The organism is Streptomyces sp. NPDC002004 (genome assembly GCF_053593975.1).
Genome location: NZ_JBSFDP010000012.1, coordinates 187,910 through 213,387, shown reverse-complemented (window position 1 = coordinate 213,387; position 25,478 = coordinate 187,910). Strand labels below are relative to the sequence as shown.

At 69.7% G+C, this 25,478-nt stretch carries 19 protein-coding genes and 1 pseudogene; 13 read left to right on the top strand and 7 right to left on the bottom strand.

Going from position 1 to position 25,478, the window contains the following annotated elements:
• Positions 1-181: 181 nt before the first annotated feature.
• On the bottom strand, positions 182-1,786 hold the full coding sequence (locus ACWCP6_RS20520) for a CocE/NonD family hydrolase (protein WP_450933890.1): 1,605 nt from the start codon (positions 1,784-1,786) through the stop codon (positions 182-184).
• 176 nt (positions 1,787-1,962) lie between these two features.
• Here ACWCP6_RS20520 and ACWCP6_RS20515 point away from each other — a divergent pair, with 176 nt between their 5' ends.
• Positions 1,963-2,679, top strand: a complete 717-nt coding sequence (locus tag ACWCP6_RS20515) for a TetR/AcrR family transcriptional regulator (protein WP_450933880.1) — start codon at positions 1,963-1,965, stop codon at positions 2,677-2,679.
• A gap of 109 nt (positions 2,680-2,788) precedes the next feature.
• Here ACWCP6_RS20515 and ACWCP6_RS20510 read toward each other — a convergent pair whose 3' ends face one another.
• The 4 genes and pseudogenes from ACWCP6_RS20510 to ACWCP6_RS20495 all read right to left on the bottom strand — a co-directional run bounded on the left by ACWCP6_RS20510 (position 2,789) and on the right by ACWCP6_RS20495 (position 7,085).
• Positions 2,789-3,652, bottom strand: a complete 864-nt coding sequence (locus ACWCP6_RS20510; protein ID WP_450933879.1) for an LLM class flavin-dependent oxidoreductase — start codon at positions 3,650-3,652, stop codon at positions 2,789-2,791.
• A gap of 204 nt (positions 3,653-3,856) precedes the next feature.
• Positions 3,857-5,137, bottom strand: a complete 1,281-nt coding sequence (locus ACWCP6_RS20505) for an FAD-dependent oxidoreductase (protein ID WP_450933878.1) — start codon at positions 5,135-5,137, stop codon at positions 3,857-3,859.
• 362 nt (positions 5,138-5,499) lie between these two features.
• Positions 5,500-6,333, bottom strand: coding sequence for an alpha/beta fold hydrolase (locus ACWCP6_RS20500; RefSeq protein WP_450933877.1), 834 nt, complete (start codon positions 6,331-6,333; stop codon positions 5,500-5,502).
• Positions 6,334-6,553: 220 nt separating this feature from the next.
• Positions 6,554-7,085 (bottom strand): annotated as a pseudogene (locus tag ACWCP6_RS20495) (pyridoxamine 5'-phosphate oxidase family protein).
• A 723-nt stretch (positions 7,086-7,808) separates the two neighbouring features.
• On the opposite strand from ACWCP6_RS20495, the gene ACWCP6_RS20490 reads away from it, so the two are divergent.
• From ACWCP6_RS20490 to ACWCP6_RS20470, 5 genes are all read left to right on the top strand, one after another.
• The gene (locus ACWCP6_RS20490) at positions 7,809-8,894 is read left to right on the top strand and encodes an S-(hydroxymethyl)mycothiol dehydrogenase (protein WP_450933876.1); all 1,086 of its coding nucleotides are present in this window, start codon (positions 7,809-7,811) and stop codon (positions 8,892-8,894) included.
• Positions 8,894-9,526, top strand: coding sequence for an MBL fold metallo-hydrolase (locus tag ACWCP6_RS20485; RefSeq protein WP_450933875.1), 633 nt, complete (start codon positions 8,894-8,896; stop codon positions 9,524-9,526). Before ACWCP6_RS20490 ends, ACWCP6_RS20485 begins: the two co-directional genes overlap by 1 nt.
• A gap of 254 nt (positions 9,527-9,780) precedes the next feature.
• A complete protein-coding gene (locus ACWCP6_RS20480) occupies positions 9,781-10,143 on the top strand; it encodes a bifunctional 3-phenylpropionate/cinnamic acid dioxygenase ferredoxin subunit (protein WP_450933874.1) in 363 nt (120 codons plus the stop codon).
• On the top strand, positions 10,140-11,303 hold the full coding sequence (locus ACWCP6_RS20475; protein WP_450933873.1) for an NAD(P)/FAD-dependent oxidoreductase: 1,164 nt from the start codon (positions 10,140-10,142) through the stop codon (positions 11,301-11,303). The genes ACWCP6_RS20480 and ACWCP6_RS20475 overlap by 4 nt, the downstream gene beginning before the upstream one ends.
• Positions 11,304-11,433: 130 nt before the next feature.
• Complete coding sequence (locus ACWCP6_RS20470) at positions 11,434-12,567, top strand: aromatic ring-hydroxylating oxygenase subunit alpha (RefSeq protein ID WP_450933872.1); 1,134 nt, start codon at positions 11,434-11,436, stop codon at positions 12,565-12,567.
• A 15-nt stretch (positions 12,568-12,582) separates the two neighbouring features.
• Here ACWCP6_RS20470 and ACWCP6_RS20465 read toward each other — a convergent pair whose 3' ends face one another.
• A complete protein-coding gene (locus tag ACWCP6_RS20465; protein ID WP_450933889.1) occupies positions 12,583-13,329 on the bottom strand; it encodes an IclR family transcriptional regulator in 747 nt (248 codons plus the stop codon).
• 203 nt (positions 13,330-13,532) lie between these two features.
• Between ACWCP6_RS20465 and betA the strand changes: the two genes are divergently transcribed.
• Positions 13,533-15,203 carry a choline dehydrogenase gene (gene betA, locus ACWCP6_RS20460; RefSeq protein WP_450933871.1) on the top strand — a complete coding sequence of 557 codons (1,671 nt, stop codon included), beginning with the start codon at positions 13,533-13,535 and terminating at the stop codon, positions 15,201-15,203.
• A 3-nt stretch (positions 15,204-15,206) separates the two neighbouring features.
• On the top strand, positions 15,207-16,043 hold the full coding sequence (locus ACWCP6_RS20455; protein ID WP_450933870.1) for a 5,10-methylenetetrahydrofolate reductase: 837 nt from the start codon (positions 15,207-15,209) through the stop codon (positions 16,041-16,043).
• 68 nt (positions 16,044-16,111) lie between these two features.
• Here ACWCP6_RS20455 and purU read toward each other — a convergent pair whose 3' ends face one another.
• Positions 16,112-16,984, bottom strand: coding sequence for a formyltetrahydrofolate deformylase (gene purU / locus ACWCP6_RS20450; RefSeq protein ID WP_450933869.1), 873 nt, complete (start codon positions 16,982-16,984; stop codon positions 16,112-16,114).
• Between the two features lie 219 nt (positions 16,985-17,203).
• Between purU and ACWCP6_RS20445 the strand changes: the two genes are divergently transcribed.
• The 5 genes from ACWCP6_RS20445 (at position 17,204) to ACWCP6_RS20425 (ending at position 25,428) form a co-directional block, all read left to right on the top strand.
• The gene (locus ACWCP6_RS20445; protein WP_450933868.1) at positions 17,204-18,673 is read left to right on the top strand and encodes an aldehyde dehydrogenase family protein; all 1,470 of its coding nucleotides are present in this window, start codon (positions 17,204-17,206) and stop codon (positions 18,671-18,673) included.
• Positions 18,674-18,693: 20 nt separating this feature from the next.
• Positions 18,694-19,782 carry a quaternary amine ABC transporter ATP-binding protein gene (locus ACWCP6_RS20440; protein ID WP_450933867.1) on the top strand — a complete coding sequence of 363 codons (1,089 nt, stop codon included), beginning with the start codon at positions 18,694-18,696 and terminating at the stop codon, positions 19,780-19,782.
• Positions 19,782-21,800 (top strand): ABC transporter permease, encoded by a 2,019-nt coding sequence (locus ACWCP6_RS20435; protein WP_450933866.1) that lies wholly within the window; start codon positions 19,782-19,784, stop codon positions 21,798-21,800. Before ACWCP6_RS20440 ends, ACWCP6_RS20435 begins: the two co-directional genes overlap by 1 nt.
• A gap of 12 nt (positions 21,801-21,812) precedes the next feature.
• Positions 21,813-22,775, top strand: coding sequence for an ABC transporter substrate-binding protein (locus ACWCP6_RS20430; protein WP_450933865.1), 963 nt, complete (start codon positions 21,813-21,815; stop codon positions 22,773-22,775).
• Between the two features lie 214 nt (positions 22,776-22,989).
• Positions 22,990-25,428 (top strand): GcvT family protein, encoded by a 2,439-nt coding sequence (locus tag ACWCP6_RS20425; RefSeq protein ID WP_450933864.1) that lies wholly within the window; start codon positions 22,990-22,992, stop codon positions 25,426-25,428.
• The last annotated feature ends 50 nt before the right edge of the window (positions 25,429-25,478 follow it).

The window sequence follows — 25,478 nt, the reverse complement described above, 5'->3', positions numbered from 1 at the left end:
TCACCCCCCCGGGGGGGCGCTTTTGTGCTGCCCCCCCCCCCCCCCCCCGGCCCGGATCGTTTTTTTTTTTACTCCCTATCCGGGGGGGGGGGGGGGGGCCGCCCGGCGGGGGGGGGGGGGGGGGAGAGAGAGCCGGGCCGTGCGGCCCGGCTCGTCAGCCGTTCCTCGCAGGGCAGAGGAATCACGTGAGCCCGGAACTGCGGGGAAGCATCAATGCCGAGTCCGTGTGGAGCGTGATCCGCACCGGTGCGAAGCTGGTGGCGTCCACCGGCGACTCTCCGGTGCCGGGGCTGCGGGCATAGCGCGGATGAGCTCCTCCGCTGATCTGCCAGCGAATGCGGTGGCCGGCGGGGAAGCGGTGGGCGGTGGAGCTCATCGGCACGGTGAGCTGTGAGGGTGCCTGTTCGGTCGTCCTCAGTCGGCCGAGTCCGTCGCAGACGTTGACGGAGCGGCCTTGCGGGTCCACGTCGCAGAGGCGGGTGAAGATGTCGGCGTACCCGGTGTCCGTGGAGATGCTCAGCTGTGCGGAGACCGGGCCGAGGGTGTCCACGGGTTCGGTCAGTGGGGCAGTGGTGAAGGTCAGGACGTCGTCCCGGGCTTCCAGAGTGCGGTTGTCGCGTGGGCCGGCGGTGCGGGAGAGCAGTGGGCCGCCGAGGGACGGGGTGGGGTCGGCCGGGTCGTAGCGGAACGTCGTCAGTGGTCCGGAGTCCGTGGGGCCCTGCTGGATGAGATGTCCGCCGGGGGCGGGGTACCACGAGGCGGCGGACGCGGACGGCGGCCAGTCGTCGAGGTCCCGCCAGGTGTTGTCGCCGCCGATGTGCACGCGCACCGCGGTGGGGCGCAGGCCGGAGGGGTCGGCGTACAGGTGGGCGCGCAGCCACGCGAGGCTCTCGGCGAACACCGCGGGCCATCCCTGTTGCAAGGCGGAGGTGTGGGTCCAGGGGCCGACGAGCAGGGACGTCTCACATCCGGCCTGACGCAGCCGGTGGTACTGCTCGAAGGTCTGGTCGGCCAGCGCGTCGTGCCATCCGGTGATCAGACTCGTCGGTACGTTGAGCCGCTTCGCCGGTTCCGCCAGCGATGCGCCGCGCCAGTACGCGTCCTTGGCGTCCGGGTGTGTCATCACGTCGTCCAGCCAGGGCACTTCGCTCCCGAGGGCGGGCAGGTACGCCCCACGCAGGGGCTGCGCGGTGGTGACGGCGCGCAGGCGGCGCTGCAGGCGCAGCGTCGCCCTCAGGAACGGTGCCATGCCCTGGTGCTGATAGGTCATGCCCATACCGACGGCGAGGGCGTTCTCAAGGCGCAGCGCACCGTCCGCGTGGAACAGGGCGTATGGATCGTGCAGGCCCACCTGCACCACCATTGCCTTGAGTTCTGGCGGCGGATCCAGGGCGAGGGCCCATTGCACATAGCCCAGGTAACTGGGGCCGACGGTCCCCAGCGTTCCGTTGAACCAGGGCTGCTCGCGCAGCCAGGACACCGTGGCCTGGCCGTCGGCGGCCTCGTTGCGCCACAGGTCGAACGCACCGCCCGATCCGCCGGTGCCGCGGCAGCTCTGCAGGATCACGTGGAAGCCCTGTTCGGCGAAGAGCAAGCCGTACATGGGAGACCACGGCAGGCCCCGGCCGTACGGCGAGCGGACCAGGAGGGTGGGGAAGTCGCCCTCCGCACGTGGGAAGTAGTGGTCAGTGATCAACGGGCTGCCGTCGGCCGCCGGCACCACCAGCCCCGGCTCCCATCCGACCTCATGCCGTCTGGCCGGGAGACCTCGCCAGATCGCCCTCATCATCCGTGAGGACAGCGGGGGCTTTCCAGCAGGTGGCACCCAGGTCGGCCCGGCCACGATGTCGGGCATATGTGATGGCATCGTTCCCCTCCTTCATTCCGTACGATGTACGAGAATAGAGGATGCTTGGATGGCCTACGCAAGAGCCGTCGACAATCAGGGAAGGAGCGCGGACCGTGCCTCATGACGCAGGGCCCGGCGCGGCAGGCGTCGACCCCGAACAGCTCTGGCTTCGTCCTGCCGAGCCCCGCAGGGGCCGCAAGCCCTCCTTCAGCCGTGAGGCGATCACCACGGCGGCCGTCACCCTTGCGGACGCAGAAGGAATCGAAGCGGTCACCATGCGCCGGGTCGCCGCCGAGGTCGGAGCCGGCGTCATGTCCCTGTACAGCTACGCCCCTGACAAGGAGACGCTGCTGGAACTGATGGTGGACCACGTCGCCGGCGAACTGACCGTCACGGACCCACCCACAGGCGACTGGCGTGCCGACATGAAGGCCATCGCCCACCTGCAGCGCGCCCACATGCTGCGCCACCCCTGGCTGCCCGCCGCCCTGTCCACCCGTCGCGTTCCTGGCCCCAACACGCTGGCCTTCCTGGAACACGCGCTCGCCGCCCTGCGGCCCGCCGGTCTGGACGGTGCCGCGAAGCTGGAGGTCTTCTCCCAGCTCACCGCATTCGTGGCCGGGCAGGTTGCCCACGAGATCGCACAGTCCGCGGCGTCACGCTCCCGGGACCGGGCCGCAGCCGAGGCCCGCTACCTCGCCGCTGTCGCCTCGGACGGCCACCACCCGGAACTCGCCGAAGCCCTCTCCGCCCCCGGCCGCCCCCTCACCCCGGAAGCCATCTTCACCCGGTTCCTCAACCGCCTGATCGACGGCCTCGACACGGACTGATCCCACTCCATCGGTCACGGCGTCGGTTCCGACAAGCGCGGCTCGAGCCGGAGAAGGCGCCGAAGCCGGCGTACGACATCAAGGAGGCCGCCCCTGGCCGGGAGGGTGGTCAGAGCACCGGCGGCCCCGCCTCGATGCGGCGTAGCACCGGGGCCAGACGATCCAGGTCGGGGCCGGTCTGCACCTGCCGCTCGTCCCACCATGTGGCGCCGGCGTCGTGCAGGGGACCGATCACGTCCTTGGCCTTGGCCGCGTCCGGGGGCGTGGCACCGCCGAGCACGAACTCGAAGGGGCGCGCGGCCCCGGACGTACGCTGCTTGCGCACGTAGCCGACCAACTCCCGTACCTCCGTCGCATCCGGCACATGGCCATGCCGGGCCGTTTCGAACAGCGGCACCGCGCCGTTCCACCGCGCTGCCCGTCGCATGGGCGCACGACGCGGCCAGAACCCGCCGATCCACACCGGGGGACCAGGCCGCTGCACGGTGGCGGGCTCCAGCGTCACGTCCCGGACCTCGTAGTGCCGACCGTGGTGGTTCACCGGCTCGCCGGACCAGAAGCGACCCAGCAGTTCCAGTCCCTCGTCCAGCCGCTCCGCGAGGAGGCGCGGCTCGGTCGTGTCGCCGAAACTGCGGTATTCGTCCTCGAGCGGACCGCCCAGGCCCGCGGCGAAGATCACCCGGCCGCCACTGAGGTGGTCCAAGGTGGCCACCTGGCGGGCGAGTTGCTGCGGGCGGTAACGCGGGACCGGCGTCAGCAGGGTGCCCAGTCGAATCCGGGAGGTTGCCAGCGCGGCGGCGGTCAGCAGCATCCAGGGGTCCCCGAAGGGGCGCCCCTGGTGCTGTCGGTGCAGTACGTGGTCCCAGACGAAGAGTCCGTCCCAGCCTGCCTGTTCGGCGGCTGCCGCTACGGTGGCGACGTTACGGGGGTCGGCGAAGTCGCCGAAGTTTGGGATGTTGATGGAGAAGCGCACCTCAGCAGGATGCACAGCGGGCCGTGAAGGGGCAATCGAGTTCGGAACCAGGCGGCTTCACGGCTGGTCGCCGACAGGCAGGCCCCCATCGAGGAAGGCTCGGCGGCCTCGACCATGCTCGCCGGACTGCTCGACGAGGCGAGCGGCATGGACGAGTTGTCCACGCGCCGTCGGACAGCCGTCCTCGGCGCGTGCTCGGGACGGTCAGGGCGTGTCGGCCCTTCGTGCGGCGTGCCGGGCGATGCGTGTGGCGGCGAAATCCGTGCCGGCCACGAACCGCATCATCGGGCCGAACGTCGGCGCGGCGAGCGATCCGGTGAAGTACAGGCCGGGCACGGACGACTCGAACCGCGCCGAGAGGCGGGGCGCTGTCGAGCCCGGCACACAGGCGAGAGCGTGGCGCAGGGAAGGGGACAGGAAGGGCACGGCGTTCAGATCGAGCCGGTAACCGGTGGCCGCGAGAACGTGGTCGACGGTCAGGGTCCTGGGTTCGCCGGGTCCGTCGAGTTCCAGGCGGACCGTGGACCCGGCCGTCTCGGCCCGGGTGACGCGGCACGACGTGCGCACCGGCACGATGCCGTCGACCCGGTCCCGCAGCCACCATCCGCCCGAGGGCCCCAATGCGCGCCGGAACAGCATCATCCGGGCCGGTGCGGGCAGCCACCGGACCGATCCCGGAGCCCTGCAGACCGCTGCCAGGACCCAGCCCGTGCCCAGGGGCGATGCGGGCTTGGCGAGACGCTGCCTCCAGGGGCGTGCCAGGTCTGGCACCGTTCCCCACAGCACATCCGGCTCCCGGACGAGGACCTGCACGTCGGCGCCGGCCTCGTGCAGCAGTGCTGCGCTCTCCAGGGCGGACTGGCCACCGCCGACCACGGCGACGCGCCGGCCCGCGTACGGCGACAGGTCGGTGTGGTGACTGGTGTGGGACACCAGGGCTCCGGCGCCGGCCCCCTGCGGGGCCAGGCTCCGCAACTCCTGTGGAATGTGGGCCAGGCCGTACAGTCCGGTGGCCACCACCACGGCCGCGGCCGCGAGTTCCTGCCCGTCGTCCAACCTGACGACGAACCCCGGGCCGGGCCCGGCCCGGTCGACGTTCACGACGCGCAGGGAGTCGACCGCGCCGACGTACCGCTTCTGGAACCACTGCCCGTAGCGGACGAACACGTCGCACGGGATCGGTGTCAGCTCGGTCAGCTCCGGTTCACCGTGCTCCCTGCGGAAGTCCGCCAGCCGTCCGCCGGGCTCCGGCGCGGACAGGTCGGTGGCCGCAGGGGTCGACTTGAGGAACATCCCGGTCGCCATGGCGTGCCGCCAGCTGCCCAGCACCGCGCCGAAGATGCGGACCGGCACCCCCGCCGCCCGCAGATGCGCCGTCACCGACAGTCCGTACGGCCCGGCACCGATCACGACCACCGGATGTCCCGCCCGCTCGGTGAACGCCTCCTCGTGGGCAGGGCGCTGCCCCGGAAACGACTGTGTCATCCATCCCCCTGCTGGTTCTCGCGCCGCCTTCCCCAAGGCGGCGCGACCGTTCGGGATGGCGCGCCGGCACAGCGCCGTCGCGCTCGTTCCCCCTCCGGCGCACAGTGTTACCCATTCGGCGGTACCGGAATGCGAGATCGATCCATCTTGCCCAAGAGATGGTCGAACCGAGTACGGGTGCCGCCGCTGTCGCCAGGTGAACGCCCACTGAGATCGGCTCGGGCCGTCGCCACCCGCCTCGACGAGCGTGCCGGCTGCCATGTCGCCGACCTCTCACTCACCCTCTGGCTCTGCGGACACTGTTCTTTCGTCGGACAGAACTGGTGCTGTGACCGCGAAGGTGCCCCATGCGGCCCTGGGTGTCAGCGCGGCTGCCGGAGGAAGGCCAGGAGTGCGGCGGTGAGCTCGGCAGGCGCGTCCTCTTGTACGAGGTGCCCCGCACCGACAATCGGCTCAAGTCGCGCGCCCGGGATACGAGCCACGAGCTCCCGTCCCTTCGCCGGGGGGATCCAGGTGTCGTCCTGGCCCCAGCACACCAGCGTGGGGAAGCCGATCTCGCCGTACCGATCCTGCACTTCGTCGGTGTGCAACTGGTCGGCATGGGCGATCTGCCGGTAGAAGGCCGCTTGACCGAGGTCGCCGAGCCATGGCTGCACGAGACGGTCGAGGACGACGGGGTGCAGTCCAGGGCTGCTGGCTGAGCTTATGTACTCGCGCACCAAAGCGTGGTGCAGTGCGGGCGGCAGCTGTTCGAAGACCTCGAAGTGCTCGCCGACCAGCCGGAAGAACGGTGAACCCCACGGGGCCAGCGCGACCGGGTCGACCAGCGCGAGCGCACGATAGCGGGCCCCGTGCAGCAGATGCGCCCGCAGGGAGACCGCACCACCGAAGTCGTGGGCGACCACCAGGGGTTCCTCAAGGCCCCAGTGCGCCAGCAACTCGGTGAAGACCCTGCCCTGGGCGGCCAGGGAGACGTCCTGGCCGACGGACTTCTCCGATGCCCCGTAACCGGGCATGTCCCACACGAACACCTGATGGCAGCGGGCAAGCGCGCGGGCCACCGCGCGCCAGACGTACGAGGAAAAGGGCGTGCCGTGCAGAAGCACGACCGGATCCTGGCCGGGCTGTCCGAGGCTGTCCCAGCGGACGCCGCCCGATGTGCTGCGAAATGTCTGGGGCAGCCGCCAATCACTCACGGGTGCTGGTCCTCTCCGTTGTGTCTGTGGTCCGAGCGGGTGATCAAGCCTCCTCATCAGCCTGGAGGTGCTGCGTGATCACCGAGAAGCGGTTCCCGCAGACGGACTCCGGCCGCACCATCGCCCGGCCATGGCGCACTGAGCTCGCACTGCCCTGGGCACACGCTCCGCTGCGCCTCCTGTCCTTCCGCGCCGGTCAGTCGGCGCACCCGCTCGGCCATCACACCTGCGTGCGGTGGGCGCGGATGTCCCGGCCCGTCCCCCCTTCTGCCCGGCGAACCTGTGCGGCCGCAGAGCCGTCGATGTCGAGCGCCGTTCCGTACAGCCGGTCCACCTTCAACCGGATGACCACCCGGCGCTCGGCAACCAGCTGCTCCAGGAACGCGCGTTCATCGTCGGGCCTCGCGGCCTGCGGGATCATCTCGAGCAGTTCCCGACCAACTGCGTCGCCCGGGACCGTCGTGATCTCCGAGACCTCGGCTTCGCCTTCGGCGACGGCGAACGACCACACATCGCCGCCCTGCATATGCAGGGCCGCCCGCGGGTCCCGTCGCAGATGCCCGATCTTGATGCGGTCGGCCGTCGTCGAGAACCGCACCATGCGGGCGTCGGGGTCCCAGCTGTACATCATGGCGGTCAGGGTGCGGGTGGCCACTGCGCTTGACGGTGGCGAGGGCTCCGAACCGTTGCTTGCCGAGCAGGCCGGGGAGGGCTTCGTCGGACAGTGGTCGAGGCGCGGGTCCCTGAGTCATGACGTGATCAACGTCGCTGGAGCCCCGACGATTTCCTGTACACAGGGCATCCTGCAGGGAATGGGGGCACCCTCTGGCGGCGGCCGCCCGGGTGCCTGGCAAGGCCCTACTGGTCCTGACCCGCCTGTGGGGCGGGAGCACCTCTACGGCCGCCTGGCGGCCGGGGCCGCCGGACACGGCCGGGCCGTTTGCCGCAGGTGAGGCCGTCCCACTGCATCCGGCAGCGGTCGCGAACCGGCCGGCGGCCGTCGAGCAGGACACGCGGATGACCTGATCAGCGCGGACAGCGAAGCTCGTCACCGGATCACGGCCCGCCTCTCGCGTGCCCATGGGCGAACACGCGACCGACATTGCCGCGCTCGGCGATCACCGGTCTGATGCCTCTCACCCACAGCAGGTGCCGGTCACCGTCGGATGCACGGTCGCGACGTGCCCGTGGAGCAGCGCCGCCGCTGGCGCGAGGTTCCGGCGTGCCGGCAGCCGGTCCACCGGGCCGGGAAGGGCGTCGGCGCAGCAGGCCCGCAGCGGCCCGGAGTGCCGCTGGCCTGCAGGGGGCGCTTCTCGGCCAAGGTGCGTGCCTGCCGTGTCCGGCCCCTGAGCAGGGTGCTGTGCGTGGAATCCTTGACCCCTAGTCGGCGCTCCAGGATGCTGTGTTGCGGCACATGAGATGTGTGCCGTAATGAGGAACGCCGACCCAGACCTCACACCAGCCGAGGAGTGGCCATGACGCACCAGGTCCGTGCAGTCGTCGCGCGGGGGAAGGGCGCCCCCGTCAGCCTGGAAACGATCATCGTGCCCGACCCGGGTCCGGGCGAGGCACTGGTGAAGGTCGAGGCTTGCGGTGTCTGCCACACCGATCTGCACTATCGCGAGGGCGGCATCAGCGACGAATTCCCCTTCCTGCTGGGTCACGAGGCCGCGGGCGTCGTGGAGTCGGTGGGAGAGGGCGTCACCGACGTCGCCCCGGGCGACTTCGTCATCCTCAACTGGCGTGCGGTGTGCGGGCAGTGCCGGGCTTGTCTGCGCGGACGGCCGTGGTACTGCTTCAATACCCACAACGCGAAGCAGAAGATGACCCTGCTCGACGGGACCGAGCTGTCTCCGGCGCTGGGAATCGGCGCGTTCGCGGAGAAGACGTTGGTGGCCGCGGGGCAGTGCACGAAGGTCGACCGGGCCGCTTCGGCTACGGCCGCAGGCCTGCTCGGGTGCGGGGTGATGGCGGGCCTCGGCGCCGCCATCAACACCGGCAACGTCGGACGCGGCGACAGTGTGGCGGTCATCGGCTGCGGCGGCGTCGGGGACGCGGCGGTCGTCGGGTCGAGCCTGGCGGGCGCGGGGAAGATCATCGCGGTGGACATCGACGACCGGAAGCTGGCCACCGCCAAGAAGCTGGGCGCGACTCACACCGTCAACTCCAAGGACAGCGATCCGGTGGAGGCGATCCGCGAGCTGACCGGCGGCTTCGGCGCTGACGTCGTCATCGAGGCGGTCGGCCGCCCCGAGACGTACAAGCAGGCCTTCTACGCCCGCGACCTGGCCGGCACGGTCGTCCTGGTCGGTGTACCGACCCCCGAGATGAAGCTCGAGCTGCCGCTGCTGGACGTGTTCGGCCGGGGTGGCGCGCTCAAGTCCTCCTGGTACGGGGACTGCCTGCCCTCCCGCGACTTCCCGATGCTCATCGACCTCTATCTGCAGCGCCGGCTGGACCTGGACGCCTTCGTCACGGAGACGATCGCGCTGGACGAGGTGGAGAAGGCTTTCGAGCGGATGCACGGCGGCGACGTCCTGCGCTCGGTGGTGGTCCTCTGATGGCCGTCGCCCGCATCGAACACCTCGTCACTTCGGGGACGTTCTCGCTGGACGGCGGCACCTGGGACGTCGACAACAACGTCTGGATCATCGGCGACGACACCGAGGCCGTCGTCGTCGACGCCGCGCATGACGCCGAGGCCATCGCCGAAGCCGTCGGCGAGCGTACCCTGCGGGCCATCGTGTGCACCCACGCCCACAATGACCACATTGACGCCGCACCCGAACTCGCGGCGCGCACGGGTGCCCCGATCCTGCTGCACGGCGACGACCTGCCGCTGTGGAAGCAGACCCACCCCGACCGGGCGCCCGACGGCGAACTGGCCGACGGCCAGGTGCTCGCGGTGGCGGGTGTCGAGCTGACCGTGCTGCACACGCCCGGCCACGCCCCCGGTGCGGTCTGCCTGTACGCGCCGGCCCTCACGGCGCTCTTCAGCGGTGACACGCTCTTCGCGGGCGGTCCGGGGGCGACGGGGAGGTCGTACAGCCACTTCCCCACCATCGTCGACTCGATCCGGCACCGGCTCCTCACTCTGCCGGGCGACACCGTCGTCCATACCGGACACGGGGAGGCGACCACGATCGCCGCCGAGGCTCCGCACCTTCAGGAGTGGATCGACCGAGGCTTCTGACGACCCGGCCTGCACAGGGCAGTACGCGCCCGTCTCCTCGTCCCTCGTGGGGCGAGGAGGCGGGCCGCCTTCATGTGCCCTGCAGCGGATCGGGTTTCCTTCTTGCTTCGTTGTTTATTACGCATGACGTTGCGTAAAGAGCAACTCCGATACTGGGCTGCCTCGGCTCGGGAATGCCTTGACAAGGGTCCGGGGCGACCCCAGACTGATGTTGCGCTTACCGCAATCCGTTTCGCTATACGCACCGAGGTGTCATGATGATTCCCGCGTGCCGTCTTGCGGATCTCCCGCGAGGCGAGGCCCTCCGGCTCGACATCGATCCGCCGGTCTCCGTGTTCCACACCGACGACGGCGAGCTCTTCGCCATCGACGACACCTGCACCCACCAGGACGCCTCGCTCGCCGACGGCTGGCTGGAGGGCTGCGAGGTGGAATGCCCGCTGCACGCCTCGAAGTTCGACCTGAGGACCGGCGCCGTCGACGCCCCGCCGGCCAGGCTTCCGGTCCGGACGCACGAGGTCGTCGTCGAGGACGGCACGATCTACGTCCGCGTGTCCACGGAGGCCCCCAACCTGCCGCCCTGCGTCGCTGCGCGGCTCGCCGCGGGTCCCGCGTGAGGACCGTGGCCGTGGTGGGCGCTTCGCTGGCCGGTCTGTCGGCGGCGCGCTCACTGCGGAAGCAGGGTTACGACGGGCGGCTGGTCGTCATCGGTGACGAGCTCCACCGCCCGTACGACAGGCCGCCGCTGTCCAAGGAGTTCCTGGCCGGAGCCGTCGGTGAACCGGACCTGGCGCTGGAGACGGACGACGAGGACCTGCAGGCGGAGTGGCTGCTCGGCACCCGCGCCACCGGACTCGACCGTACGGACCGCTCCGTCCGGCTCGCCGACGGACGAGGGGTCCGCGCCGACGGCATCGTCATCGCCACCGGCGCCGCCGCGCGCACCCTTCCGGGCACCGAGGGCCTCGCCGGAGTGCACGCCCTGCGCACCCTGGACGACGCCCGCGCCCTGCGCGACGAACTCGCCCTGGGCGGTCGGCTGGTCGTGATCGGCGGCGGATTCATCGGTGCCGAGGTGGCCTCCACCGCCTCCGCCCTCGGACTCGACGTGACGGTCGTCGAAGTGGCTCCGACGCCGCTCGCAGGACCGCTGGGCGAGACCATGGGCGGCATCGTCTCCGCCCTTCATGCGGACCACGGCGTACGGCTGTTGTGCGGCGTGGGCGTCAAGGGGTTGAGCGGGGAGGCCCGGGTGGACGCCGTCCTGCTCGAGGACGGCCGCAGCGTTCCCGCCGACATCGTCGTCGTCGGTGTGGGGGCACGCCCGTGCGTCGAGTGGCTGGAAGGTTCCGGCATCGCGCTCGACAACGGCGTGAAGTGCGGCGCGGACGGCCGCACCAGCCTGGCCGGCGTGGTCGCGGTCGGGGACTGCGCCAACTGGTACGACCCCCGAGCGGGCGCCCATCGCCGCGTCGAACACTGGACCGGTGCGCGGGAGCGTCCCGATGCCGCAGTCGCCACGCTGCTGGCGGGGGGTGCGGTGGAACCGGGTGTGCCCCGGCCGCCGTACTTCTGGTCGGACCAGTACGGCGTGAAGATCCAGTTCGCCGGCCACGCGGCCGGCGCCGACAGTGTGACGGTCGAGGAGGGCGCCCCGGGCGACCGCAACGTCCTGGCCGTCTACCGGCGTGCCGGTCACCCGGTCGCCGTGCTCGGGATGAACCAGCCGCGGCTGTTCACCCGGTGGCGCAAGCAGCTCACCGCCGCTATGTCTTGACACGGCCTCTGCGGCATCCCATGCTGCGGTTGCCCATGGCACGCAGCGTTGCTCCATACACAACGCCGTCCGGAGTCGCTCTTCCCGGCGCGTGAATGACCCCTCCACGACGTTCCCCGAGGAGTGCACCGTGACCTCGACCAGCCTGCCGGGCAGCCTGATCGCCACTCTCCCCGGCTCCTCCTACACCGATCCAGGGATCTTCGCCCAGGAGCAGGAGCGCATATTCGAGACCATGTGGTTCTGCGCCGCGCGCTCGTCCGACCTCGCGAAGCCCGGCGCCTTCCGCACCGTCGACGTGGGCCGCGAGAGCATCCTCCTCGCCCGCGCCCGCGACAACGCGATCCGCGCCTACTTCAACGTGTGCCGGCACCGCGGAGCCAAGCTCCGAACCGAGGAGAGCGGCGAGGTCAAGCGGGCCTTCCAGTGCCCGTACCACGCCTGGACGTACGACCTGAACGGCAAGCTGGTCGCGGCGCCCAACCTCACCAAGATGCCCGACGTGGGCCGCACCGAGTACGGCCTGGTGAGCGTCGCCGTCCGGGAATGGCTCGGCTACGTCTGGGTCTGCCTGGCGGAGAACCCGCCCTCCTTCGAGGAGGAGGTCATCGGAGAGGTCGTCGCGCGCCTCGGCGACGTGGAGTCGATCGAGCGCTACGGCATCGAGGACCTCGCGGTCGGCAAGCGGATCGTCTACGACGTCAAGGCGAACTGGAAGCTGATCATCGAGAACTTCATGGAGTGCTACCACTGCGCCACGATCCACCCCGAACTCACCGAGGTGCTCCCGGAGTTCGCCGACGGCTATGCCGCCCAGTACTACGTCGGGCACGGCGCCGAGTTCGGTGAGGAGGTCCAGGGCTTCACCGTCGACGGCTCCGAGGGCCTGGAGCGCATCCCAGGGGTCTCCGAGGACCAGGACCGCCGCTACTACGCGATCACCGTCAGGCCGCAGGTCTTCATCAACCTCGTCCCCGACCATGTGATCTTCCACCGGATGTACCCGGTGGCCGTGGACCGCACCATCGTCGAGTGCGACTGGCTCTATCTCCGGCAGGTCGTCGACGGCGGCAAGGACGTCAGCCGGTCCGTGGAGCTCTTCGACCGGGTCAACCGCCAGGACTTCGACGCCTGCGAGCGCACACAGCCAGCCATGAGCTCGCGGCTGTACGCCAAGGGCGGCGTGCTGGTCCCCAGCGAGCACCACATCGGTGCCTTCCACGACTGGGTGACCGAACGCCTGGGCACCCGGCAGCCGGAGTAGCGGCGCACGGGCCGCTCAGCCCAGGTAGCCCATCCGGTGGCTGATCTCCTCGGCGCCCTTGAGCAGCACCGGAGCGAGCTCGTGCAGGCGCTCCTCGGTGAGCCGGTACGAGGGCCCGGAGGCGCTCAGCGCCGCCACGACCTCGCCGTCCCGGTTGCGGACCGGTGCGGCCATGGCGTGCAGGCCGATCTCCAGCTCCTCCAGGGCCCAGGCGTACCCACGCTCCCGGGCCTCGGCGAGGTTCTTCTCGAGCTTCGTCTTCGCCGTGATGGTGTGCGGGGTGACCTTCTTGAGGCCGGCCTCGGCCAGCAGCGCCGCGCGCTCCTTGGCGGGCAGATGGGCCAGAAGGATCTTGCCGCTCGAGGTGGCGTGCAACGGGGTCAGCTGGCCGACCCAGTTCTGTGCGGTGACGGCCCCCGGACCGCGCACCTGGTAGAGGTTGACGGCGTAGCGCTCCTGCAGCACGGCGATGTTGACGGTTTCGCCGATCTCCTCGGCCAGGCCCTCGCAGACCGGGCGGCCCTGCTGGGTGATGTCGATGCGTCCCGTGACCGCGCCGGCCAGGCGTACGATGCCGAAACCGAGCCGGTACTTGCCGCGCTCGCCCGCCTGCTCCACCAGGCCGCGCGCCTCCAGGGCACCGAGAAGGCGGAATGCGGTGGACTTGTGGACATCGATCTCGGCGGCCACCTCACTGACGCCGGCCTCGCCCCGTTGGGCCAGAATCTCCAGGACGCTGATGGCTCGGTCGACCGACTGCACGCCGCCGGCCTGCTGATTTGACGTTTCGGTGTCTTGGCTGTGGTTGCTCACAACGAAACTATACGCGTAGTAAACAACATGAGCGCAAGCAACCGGGGTGGATCGAAGGCCCTGGAAGGTTGCGTGGCGCGCAACCTGGTGCGTATAGCGCTACTCGTACTAGCATGCCTCGCGTATCTACGGCGCGAGCGAGACGAGACACCATGGCTCCCCTGCAATACGACTTCGTCATCGTCGGCGGCGGATCGGCCGGCAGTGCACTGGCGAACAGGCTCTCCGCGGATCCGGCGAACCGGGTACTGGTCCTGGAGGCCGGCCGGTCCGACTACCCGTGGGACGTCTTCATCCACATGCCCGCGGCCCTGACCTATCCGATCGGCAGCCGCTTCTACGACTGGAAGTACGAGTCCGAGCCCGAGCCCCACATGGGGGGCCGGCGCGTCTACCACGCACGCGGCAAGGTGCTGGGCGGCTCCAGCAGCATCAACGGCATGATCTTCCAGCGCGGCAATCCCATGGACTACGAGCGCTGGGCGGCCGACCCGGGCATGGAGACCTGGGACTACGCGCACTGCCTGCCGTACTTCCGGCGGATGGAGAACTGCCTGGCGGCCGATCCGGACGACGAGTTCCGTGGCCATGACGGGCCCCTCGTCCTCGAACGCGGCCCGGCGACCAATCCGCTCTTCGGCGCCTTCCTGGAGGCCGTGCAGGAGGCCGGCTACGCCCGCACCGACGACGTCAACGGCTACCGGCAGGAGGGTTTCGCCCCCTTCGACCGCAACGTCCACCGAGGGCGGCGCCTGTCGGCCTCCAAGGCGTACCTCAAGCCCGCCAGGAAGCGGCCCAACCTCACGGTCAGGACCCGGGCCCTCGTCACCCGCGTCCTCTTCGAAGGCAAGCGCGCCGTCGGGGTCGAGTACCGGCGCGGCCGCGGTGCGCCCCAGCAGGTCCGCGCCAAAGAGGTCATCCTCTGCGGCGGTGCAATCAACTCCCCGCAGCTGCTGCAGCTCTCCGGCGTCGGCAACGCCGAGGAGCTGAGCGCACTCGGCATCGACGTCGTCCACGATCTCCCGGGCGTGGGCGAGAACATGCAGGACCATCTGGAGGTCTACGTCCAGTACGCCTGCAAGCAGCCGGTCTCCATGCAGCCGTACATGGCGAAGTGGCGCGCCCCCTTCATCGGGCTGCAGTGGCTCTTCCGCAAGGGCCCCGCCGCGACCAACCACTTCGAGGCCGGCGGCTTCGCCCGCAGCAACGAGGACGTCGAGTACCCCAACCTGATGTTCCACTTCCTGCCGGTCGCGGTCCGCTACGACGGCTCCTCGCCCGCAGGCGGCCACGGCTACCAGGTGCACGTCGGGCCCATGTACTCCGACGCCATCGGTTCGGTGAAGATCAAGAGCAGGGACCCGCGCGAGCGCCCGGCACTGCGCTTCAACTACCTCTCCACCGAGCAGGACCGCCGTGAATGGGTCGAGGCGATCCGCGTCGCCCGCCAGCTCCTCAACCAGCCCGCGCTCGCCCCGTACAACGGCGGGGAGGTCTCGCCCGGTCCGGCGGTGGAGACGGACGAGGAGATCCTCGACTGGGTCGCGAAGGAGGGCGAGACCGCCCTGCACCCCTCCTGCACCTGCAAGATGGGCACCGACGAGATGGCCGTCGTCGACCCGACCAGCATGCGTGTCCACGGGCTGGGAGGCCTGCGTGTGGTGGACGCCTCCGTCATGCCCTACGTCACCAACGGCAACATCTACGCACCGGTGATGATGATCGCCGAGAAGGCCGCCGACCTGATCCTCGGCAAGGAGCCGCAGGCGCCGTCGAAGGCCGTGTACTACCGCCACCGTGACGCCCAGAAGCAGGCCGGGTAGACCTTGGGCGCCGCAGGGCTCCGGGCGCTTCTCCACAGCGTCCGCTACGAGGTGCTGCCCGCGAAGTCGACCGAGGACAAGGTCCTCGCCCACGTCCCGCGCGACGTCGCCGTCACCGTGACGGCGTCGCCGGTGAAAGGCCTGGATCCCACGCTCGATCTCGCCGGGCGGCTTGCAGCGCACGGCTACCGCGTCGTCCCGCACGTACCTGCGCGGCTGCTCAGGGACGACGCGCACCTGAAGGAGGTCGTCGACCGGCTCCGTGCGGCAGGCGTGGAGGACCTCTTCGTCCCGGCGGGCGACGCCGACCCGCCCGCCGGGGTCTACGACGGGGCGTTGCCGGTGCTGCGCAGGCTGACAGAGCTGGGCAGGCCCTTCGCCCATGTCGGGGTCACCGGCTACCCCGAGAGCCATCCGCTCATCCACGACGACGTGACCGTCCAGGCGATGTGGGACAAGCGCGAGCACGCCACGTACATCGTGAGCAACCTCTGCTTCGATCCTCGTGTGCTGGGGGAGTGGGTCGCCCGGATCCGGCACCGGGACGTCACTCTGCCCGTGTACCTGGGCGTCGCCGGGCCCGTGCAGCGGGCGAAGCTGCTGGCCATGGCGACGAAGATCGGCGTGGGGGAGTCGGCCCGCTTCCTGACGAAGCACCCCTCATGGTTCCTGCGCTTCGCGACGCCCGGCGGATACTCGCCCGAGAGGCTGCTGACCAGCTCCCATGAGGCCCTCGGCGCGCCCGCGGCGGGCGTGGCCGGCCTGCACTTGTTCACCTTCAATCAGATCGCCGAGACGGAACGGTGGCGCCGCGCGCTGCTGGACCGATGGGGCGACTGAAGGCCGCTGAGGTCGTATACGGCGGTGGGCGGGCCGGAGATCCTGCCCGCCCACCGATTCCGTGCCGCTCAGCGGAAGACCACCGTGCGGTTGCCGTCCACCATGACGCGGCTCTCGCTGTGCCACTTCACCGCATGCGCGAGGACCTGTGCCTCCACGTCCCGGCCGACCGTGACCAGCTCCCCGGGGTCGAGCGAGTGGTCCACCCGGACCACGTCCTGCTCGATGATCTGCCCCTCGTCCAGGTCGGGCGTCACATAGTGCGCCGTCGCGCCGACGAGCTTCACTCCGCGGTCGTAGGCCTGCTCGTACGGTCGCGCGCCCTTGAAGCTGGGCAGGAAGGAGTGGTGGATGTTGATGGCTCGGCCCTCGAGCTGCTTGCACAGGTCGTCGGAGAGGATCTGCATGTAGCGGGCCAGCACCACCAGGTCGATGTCCAGTTCGTGCACCAGCTCCAGCAGCCGCGCCTCGGCCTCGGCCTTGGTGTCCTTGGTGACCGGGAGGTGGTGGAAGGGGATGCCGTAGGTTTCCGCCAGCCCCTCGAAGTCCCGGTGGTTGGAGACGATCGCGGGGACCTCGATGTTGAGGGAACCCGTGTGCCGGCGGAAGAGCAGATCGTTCAGGCAGTGGCCGAACCGGGACACCATGATGAGCGTCCGGGTCGGGGTCGAGGCGTCCCGCAGGGTCCAGGAGATCCGGTAGGCCTCCGCGACGGAGCCGAAGCGGTCACACAGGTGTTTCAGGCCGGTGTTCGGGTCGGAGACGTCGAAGTGGACCCTCATAAAGAAGCGGCCCTGGAGCCGGTCGTCGAACTGCTGGCTCTCCAGGATATTGCCCGAGTTCCTGACGAGAAAGCCGCTCACGGCATGAACCAGTCCCGCGCGGTCGGGACACGAGAGGGTGAGGACGTACTCACGGCCGGGTTGCGGACGAGGGGACATGGGCGGCCTCCGTCGGTGCGTATTGCACAACTCAGTGAGCGATACGCAACATGGTCGAGGTCGATGGGGTCGTGGGTCAAGAGTGGGGGGAGCGATGACCCCCGTGCGGAATCGTCATCCGTCAACCCCTTGACGTAGGTCTGCACATTCGCAAGGGTGTTCCACCACAAGCAATTGGATGCACGATGCGCAACGCATTTCGGCTGAAGGGCTTGGCGCGTGGCAGACCTGTATGTGGATGGAGAATGGCGGCATCCAGTGGCCGGAGGCCTACGGGAGATCCGCTGTCCCGCTGACGGCACGCTCTCCGCGACCGTATCGGAAGGGACGCGCCCCGATGCCGAGGCGGCGATCGCCGCGGCCCGCCGCGCCTTCGACGCGGGCCCCTGGCCGCGTACCCCCGAGCGGGAGCGTGGCGCGCTGCTCCTGCGGACCGCCGACCTGATCGAGCGCGACGCCAAGGAATTCGCCCGCGCCGAGTCGCTGGACACCGGCAAGCGACTCGTGGAGAGCGAGTACGACATCGCCGACGTCGTCTCCTGCCTCCGCCACTACGGAGGGCTCGGCGGCACCGACGCCGGCCGGGTGATCGACACCGGCCGCGACGACGCCGTCAGCCGCGTCGTGTACGAGCCGGTCGGCGTGTGCGGACTGATCACCCCCTGGAACTACCCGCTGCTCCAGGCGTCCTGGAAGGTCGCGCCCGCCCTCCTCGCGGGCAACACGATCGTCCTCAAGCCCAGTGAACTCACCCCCTCCACCTCGATCCTGCTGATGAGGGCACTGGAGGAGGCCGGGCTCCCGGCCGGCGCCGCCAACCTCGTCCTGGGGACCGGTCCCGAGGTGGGCGCACCGCTCGCCGAGGACCCCGCCGTCGACATGGTCTCCTTCACCGGCGGCCTGGACACCGGAAGACGGATCATGGCCACCGCCGCCAGGACGGTGAAAAAGGTGGCGCTGGAGCTCGGCGGCAAGAACCCCAATGTCGTATTCGCCGACGCCGACTTCGAGACGGCCGTGGACTTCGCGCTCACAGCCGTCTTTCTGCACTCGGGGCAGGTCTGCTCGGCCGGTGCTCGGCTGATCGTCGAGGACTCGCTGCACGACCGTTTCGTCGACGAGGTCGTCCGCCGCGCCCGGCAGATCCGCCTGGGCGGCCCCTTCGACCCCGAGGCCGAGACCGGAGCGTTGATCTCCGCCCAGCACCTGGAGAAGGTCGAGGCGTACGTCGCCGCGGGCCTCGCCGAGGGAGCCGTGCTGCGCTGCGGCGGCGAACGGCCCGGCGACCCCGCCCTCGCGAACGGTCACTACTACCCGCCGACCGTCCTCGACGAGTGCCGGCAGGACATGCGCGTGGTGCACGAGGAGTCCTTCGGACCCGTGCTCACCGTGGAGCGCTTCACCGACGAGGACGACGCCGTACGCATCGCCAACGACACCGAGTACGGACTCGCCGGAGCCGTGTGGACGCAGGACGCCGGAAGGGCCCAGCGGGTCGCCGGGCGGCTGCGCCACGGCACGGTGTGGATCAACGACTACCACCCCTATGTGCCGCAGGCGGAATGGGGTGGCTTCGGGCACTCGGGCGTGGGCCGGGAGCTGGGACCGACCGGCCTGGACGAGTACCGAGAGCCCAAGCACATCTGGCAGAACATCCAACCCCGGCCGCAGCGCTGGTTCCGCGGCTGAACGCCGAAAAGAGGTCGATCGTGACCCCCACACAGACCGAGGTGCCGCAGCGGCGCGGCACACCCCAGGACTCGGACGGCTCTCCGGTCATCTCCGTGCGCAATCTGTGGAAGGTGTTCGGGCCGAAGGCCGACCGGGTGCCGGGATCGAAGGAGCTGTGTGGCCTCACCCGCCGCGAGCTCATGGACCGTACGGGATGCACCGCCGCCGTACGCGACGTGAACTTCGACGTCGCGCCGGGCGAGGTCTTCGTCGTCATGGGCCTGTCCGGATCCGGCAAGTCCACGCTGGTGAGATGTCTGACTCGGCTGATCGAACCCACCGCAGGGGAGGTCGTCTTCGAGGGCCAGGACATCCGCGAGGCGGACGACAAACGCCTGCGCGAACTACGCCGCCGCAAGTTCTCCATGGTCTTCCAGCACTTCGGACTGCTGCCCCACCGCCGGGTGGTGGACAACGTGGCCTTCGGTCTGGAGATCCGTGGGATGAGCAAGGGCGAGCGCATGAAGCGGGCCCTGGATGTCGTCGAGCTGGTCGGCCTCGCCGGCTACGAGAACTCCTACCCCGACCAGCTCTCCGGCGGTATGCAGCAGCGGGTCGGCCTTGCCCGGGCGCTGGCCGGCGATCCGGACGTGCTCTTCTTCGACGAGCCGTTCTCGGCGCTCGACCCGCTGATCCGCCGCGACATGCAGAACGAGGTCATCCGGCTGCACCACGAGGTCGGCAAGACCATGGTGTTCATCACCCACGACCTCTCCGAGGCGCTCAAACTGGGCGACCGCATTCTGATCATGCGCGACGGAAAGATGGTCCAGTGCGGAACCGGCGACGAACTGGTCGGCGCCCCCGCCGACGACTACGTGCGCGAGTTCGTCAAGGACGTCCCGCGCGGCGACGTGCTCACCCTGCGGTGGATCATGCGTCCGCCGGAGGGTCATGACGCCCTGGACGGCCCCGAGCTGGGCCCGGACGTCGTGGTGCGGGAAGCCACCCGGGCCGTCCTCGCGGCCGAGAAGCCGGTCAAGGTCGTCGAGGGCGGCAAGCTGCTCGGCATCGTCGGCGACGAAGAGATCCTCGCGGTGGTCGCCGGGCAGGAAGGCGACATGTGATGACCGTCGCCATGGAGAAACCGGAGAAATCCCAGAAGGCGGCGAAGGCCGGGACGGTGAAGCAGACCGCTCCCGCCGCCCGCGTGCGCAAGGTCGGCCGGGCCATGGTGGTGGCCGCGATCCTGGTCGTCTGGCTGGTGCTCTTCGCCCTGCTGCGGGGGAAGCAGACCCTGTCCCTGGCCGCGGCGGACCTCACCGGTCTGCACCGCTGGCTCAACGACGTCAACGACTCAATCGGCGCCAACCGCAACTCCAACCCGCTCTTCCTGTACTTCTTCAACGAGATCCGGCTGGTCATCGACAACCTGGTGACGTTCGTGCAGGACCTGATCTCCCAGCCGTCCGGTACCCGTCCGGTCCCGCAGATCGGCTGGCTCGGAGTCGTCGGCCTCGCCGGGTACGTCTCCTGGGCGGTGGGCAATTGGCGGGTGGCGCTGCTGGCCGTGGCCGGCTTCACCTTTCTCGGGCTGCAGAACCTGTGGCAGGAGAGCATGGACACCCTGGCACTTACCCTCTCCGCGGTCTTCGTGGCGCTGCTGTTCGCGATCCCGCTGGGCGTGTGGGCAGGACTGTCCGACCGGGTCAACCGGATCATGACGCCCTTCCTGGACTTCATGCAGACGATGCCTACCTTCGTCTACCTGGCGCCGCTGACCCTGATCTTCCTCATCGGCGGGGCCTCCGCCACGATCGCCACCGTGATCTACGCGGCGCCGCCGGCGATCCGCATCACCGCGCACGCCATACGTTCCGTGCCGGAGACGACGGTCGAGGCGGCCGACTCGCTGGGCGCAACGCGCGGCCAGTCGCTGCGCAAGGTCCTGCTGCCGATGTCCAAGCGCACCGTGGTGATGGGCGTCAACCAGACCATCATGGCCGCCCTGGCCATGGTGACGATCGCGGCCCTGATCGACGCGCCCGGCCTCGGCAAGACCGTCGTCCAGGCCCTGCAGTCGCTCGACGTCGGTACTGCCTTCAATGCAGGCCTGGCCATCGTCGTCATGGCCATCGTCCTCGACCGGGTCACGACCGCGGCGAGCGCACGCGAGGAGGCGGCCCGGCGTTCGAAGAACCGCATCCTGAAGTGGCGTCGGCCGCTGCTGGGAGCGGGTGCGGCGGTCACGGCGGTACTGATCTACATGTCGCACACCTTCGTGTGGGCCGCGGAGTTCCCCGGCGACGGCGGCATGGGCAGCTCCATCGCGAGAGCGGCCGATGAAGTGACCACCTGGGCGCAGGACAACCTGTCGGGCCTGACGAACGCCTTCCGCGACGTGATCACCAACGGCCTGCTCAATCCCTTCCAGTCGCTGCTCACCGACTCCCCGTGGTGGCTCGTGGGTGCGGTCCTGATCGCACTCGGTGTGGTGCTCGGCGGCCCGCGTGCCGGGATCACCACGGCCGCGTGCGTGGGCCTGTTGGTCGGTACGGGCGTGTGGTCGGACGCCATGACGACGCTGGCGTCGACCGTCGTCGCGACGGTGCTCGTGTTGGTGCTCGGTGTCGTCTTCGGGGTGTGGATGGGGCGCAGCGTGCTCGTGGACCGGGTGCTGCGGCCCACGCTGGACGCGGCGCAGGTCATGCCGCCGTTCGTCTATCTCGTGCCGTTCCTCGCGCTGTTCGGCGCGACCCGCTTCACGGCCATCGTCGCCGCGATCGTCTACGCGGCGCCGGTCGCCATGAAGATCATCGCGGACGGGGTGCGGGACGTGCCCGGGACCACCGTCGAGGCGGCCACCTCCGCCGGGTGCAGCACCTGGCAGATCATCACCAAGGTTCAACTGCCGATGTCACGCAGTGCCCTGACGCTCGCAACCAACCAGGGCCTGATCTACGTGCTGTCGATGGTTGTTGTGGGCGGCCTGGTAGGCGCGGGCGCCCTCGGCTACGACGTCGTGGCCGGATTCTCGCAGGGAGAGCTGTACGGCAAGGGGCTGGCGGCGGGGCTCGCCATCGTACTGCTCGGAGTCATGTTCGACCGGATCACTCAGGCAGCGGCGAGACGCTCAGGCGCTTAAGGAGCACGAAACATGGCAAGACACTGGCGAGCCGGCGCGGCCGGCCTGGCCGTCCTCGGCCTCACCCTCACCGCGTGCGGCGGGGCGAAGGTCGGCGACAGCGCCTCCTCCGGTTCCAAGAGCTCCGGCAAGTGCGGCACCTTCAACCTTGCCGTCAACCCGTGGGTGGGCTACGAGGCGGACGCGGCGGTCGTCGCGTACGTCGCGCAGCACAACCTCGGCTGTACGGTCAACAAGAAGGACCTCAAGGAGGAGATCGCCTGGCAGGGCTTCGGCACGGGTGAGGTCGACGCCGTCCTGGAGAACTGGGGCCACGACGACCTGAAGAAGAAGTACATCACCGGGCAGAAGACCGCCGTCGAGGCCGGCCGGACCGGCAACAAGGGCATCATCGGCTGGTACGTGCCGCCGTGGCTGGCGAAGGCGCACCCGGACATCACCGACTGGAAGAACCTCAACAAGTACGCGTCCCACTTCAAGACCTCGGAGTCGGGCGGCAAGGGCCAGCTGCTGGACGGCGACCCGTCGTACGTCACCAATGACGCGGCGCTGGTGAAGAACCTGAAGCTGGACTTCAAGGTGGTGTACGCGGGCAGCGAGGCCGCGCTCATCCAGGCCTACCGGAAGGCCGAGAAGAACAAGGAATGGGTGATCGGCTACTTCTACGAGCCGCAGTGGTTCATGTCCGAGGTGCCGCTGGTCAAGGTCAAACTGCCCACGTACAAGACGGGTTGCGATGCCGACGCGGCCAAGGTCGCCTGCGACTATCCGGTCTACGACCTCGACAAGATCGTCAGTGCCAAGTTCGCCAAGTCGGGCAGTCCCGCCTATGACCTGGTGAAGAACTTCAACTGGACGAACGAGGACCAGAACACCGTGGCCAAGTACATCGCGGTGGACAAGATGTCGCCCGACGCGGCGGCGAAGAAGTGGGTCGAGGCCAACAAGGACAAGGTGGACGCCTGGCTGAAGTAGGCCAGGACCGAAAGCCGCTCGAACATGCCCGGCGGGCGGTGCGCATCCGTGCGCACCGCCCGCAGGGCATTGCCGTGTTTTCGGGCTTTTCTCCGACGCCACGGACCTCTTGACACCCCCTCCCCGGGACGGGCACATTGAGTTGCGCAACCTGAAGCATGTTGCGCAGACAGCAACTGAACCGGCTGGGCCGGTTCGATTCGGAGGTGCGGCGATGGCGGGACCCCGAGTGGTCATCATCGGAGCGGGCGTCGTGGGAGCGGCTCTCGCCGACGAGATCTCCGCCCGAGGCTGGACCGAAGTGACCGTGGTCGACCAGGGCCCGCTCCCTGCCACCGGGGGATCCTCGTCCCACGCCCCGGGCCTGGTCTTCCAGACGAACTCCTCCAAGACCATGACCGAACTGGCCCGTTACACCGTCGAGAAGTTCTGTTCCCTCGACGTGGACGGCAGTCCTTGCTTCCTGCAGGTCGGCGGCCTCGAAGTGGCCACCACCCCGGAGCGGCTGACCGAACTCCACCGTCGCCACGGCTGGATCACCGCCTGGGGCATCGAGGCCCGGCTGCTGAGCCCCGAGGATTGCGTCGCGCAGCACCCGCTGGTCAACCGGGACAGGGTCCTCGGCGGCCTCCTGGTCCCGACGGACGGCCTTGCCAAGGCCGTCCTCGCCGTCGAGGCGCAGATCCGTCGGGCCACCGAGCGCGGTGTGCGCTTCCTGGCCCGCCACGAGGTCCTCGACGTCCAGCAGAGCGAGGGCCGCGTCACCGGAGTGCTCACCGACCAGGGCGAGATCCCCGCGGAGATCGTCGTGTGCTGCGCCGGCATCTGGGGCCCGAAGATCGCCCGCATGGCCGGCATGAACCTCCCGCTCACACCGCTCGCCCACCAGCTCGCCTGGACCGGCCCGGTGCCGGCCCTCGCCGGCCAGACCGAGGAGGCGGTGCGCCCGATCCTGCGCCATCAGGACGCCGACCTCTACTACCGCGACCGCTTCGACACCCTGGGCATCGGCTACTACGGCCACCGCCCGATGCCCATCTCCGCCGACGACATCCTCTCCGTGGACGAGGCCGAGGCGATGCCGTCGGTCCTGAAGTTCACCGAGGACGACTTCGCGGACGCCTGGACCGAAACCCGGTCCCTGCTCCCCGCGACCAGGGACGCCAAGGTCGAGGAGGGCATCAACGGCCTGTTCTCCTTCACCACCGACAACTTTCCGCTGCTCGGCGAGTCCCCGGACCTCAAGGGCTTCTGGGTCGCCGAGGCCGTCTGGGTCACCCACTCCGCAGGCGTCGGGCGAGCCATGGCCGAATGGCTGGTCGACGGCCACTGCTCGTCCTTCGACCTGCACGAGTGCGACGTCAACCGCTTCGAGCCGCACCAGCTGGCCCCGGAGTACGTGCTGGCCCGCGACTGCCAGAATTTCGTCGAGGTCTACGACATCCTCCACCCCCTCCAGCCGTCCGGGAAGCCGCGCCCGATCCGCACCAGCCCCTTCCACGCCCGCCAACAGGAGCAGGGCGCCGTCTTCCTGGAGGCGGCCGGCTGGGAGCGCCCGCAGTGGTACGAGGCCAACGCCTCCCTCGTCGAGGGCCGCTCCATCCCGACCCCCAACGACTGGGCCGCCCAGTACTGGTCGCCGATCGTCGGCGCCGAGGCACAGGCCACCCGTGAGACCGTCGCGATGTACGACATGACGGCCCTGAAGCGGCTGGAGGTCAGCGGATCGGGCGCCGCCGCCTTCCTGGAGCGGCTGTGCACCGGCAAGGTCGCCAAGTCCGTCGGCTCGGTGACGTACACCCTCCTCCTCGACCACAACGGCGGCATCCGCAGTGATGTCACCGTCGCCCGACTCGCCCGCGACCTGTTCCAGGTCGGCGCCAACGGCAACCTGGACCTCGACTGGTTCGCCCGTCACCTCCCCGCCGACGGCTCGGTCCAGGTTCGCGACATCACCCCCGGCACCTGCTGCATCGGCCTGTGGGGCCCGCTCGCCCGCAAGGTCCTCCAGCCCCTCACGGACGCGGACTTCTCGGGGGACGGCCTGAAGTACTTCCGGGCCAAGCGCGCCCACGTCGGCAGCGTCCCGGTGACGGCGATGCGCCTGTCGTACGTCGGCGAGCTGGGCTGGGAGCTGTACACCACCGCCGACCTGGGCCGGAAACTGTGGGACACCCTGTGGCAGGCGGCCGAGCCGCTGGGCGGCATCGTCGCCGGCCGCGGCGCCTTCAACAGCCTCCGCCTGGAGAAGGGCTACCGCTCCTTCGGCACCGACATGACCTTCGAGCACGACCCCTACGAGGCCGGCGTCGGCTTCGCCGTCAAGCTCGACAAGGACGACTTCATCGGCAAGGCGGCGCTGGAGCGGCGCAGGGCCGACGTACGGCGCAGGCTCACCTGCCTCACCATCGACGACCCGCAGGCTGTCGTCATGGGCAAGGAACCGGTGTACGACGGCGACGACGCGGTCGGCTACGTCACCAGCGCCGCCTACGGCTACACGATCGGCAAGGGCATCGCCTACGCGTGGCTGCCCACGGAACTCACCACGCCCGGCACCACCGTGCACATCGGCTACTTCGGCCGACGCGTCGAGGCGGTCGTCGCCGCGGAGCCCCTGTTCGACCCCAGCATGTCCCGCCTCCGTGGCTAGGACACCATGTCCCGCCTCCGTGGCCAGGACACAGCGTCAACGACGGAAGG

Coding starts and splice junctions, on each gene's coding strand:
- ACWCP6_RS20520 (WP_450933890.1), bottom strand. CDS start 1,786: ATGAGGGCGATCTGGCGAGGTCTCCCGGCCAGACGGCATGAGGTCGGA.
- ACWCP6_RS20505 (WP_450933878.1), bottom strand. CDS start 5,137: ATGACACAGTCGTTTCCGGGGCAGCGCCCTGCCCACGAGGAGGCGTTC.
- ACWCP6_RS20490 (WP_450933876.1), top strand. CDS start 7,809: ATGACGCACCAGGTCCGTGCAGTCGTCGCGCGGGGGAAGGGCGCCCCC.
- ACWCP6_RS20485 (WP_450933875.1), top strand. CDS start 8,894: ATGGCCGTCGCCCGCATCGAACACCTCGTCACTTCGGGGACGTTCTCG.
- ACWCP6_RS20480 (WP_450933874.1), top strand. CDS start 9,781: ATGATGATTCCCGCGTGCCGTCTTGCGGATCTCCCGCGAGGCGAGGCC.
- betA (WP_450933871.1), top strand. CDS start 13,533: ATGGCTCCCCTGCAATACGACTTCGTCATCGTCGGCGGCGGATCGGCC.
- purU (WP_450933869.1), bottom strand. CDS start 16,984: ATGTCCCCTCGTCCGCAACCCGGCCGTGAGTACGTCCTCACCCTCTCG.
- ACWCP6_RS20435 (WP_450933866.1), top strand. CDS start 19,782: ATGACCGTCGCCATGGAGAAACCGGAGAAATCCCAGAAGGCGGCGAAG.
- ACWCP6_RS20430 (WP_450933865.1), top strand. CDS start 21,813: ATGGCAAGACACTGGCGAGCCGGCGCGGCCGGCCTGGCCGTCCTCGGC.
- ACWCP6_RS20425 (WP_450933864.1), top strand. CDS start 22,990: ATGGCGGGACCCCGAGTGGTCATCATCGGAGCGGGCGTCGTGGGAGCG.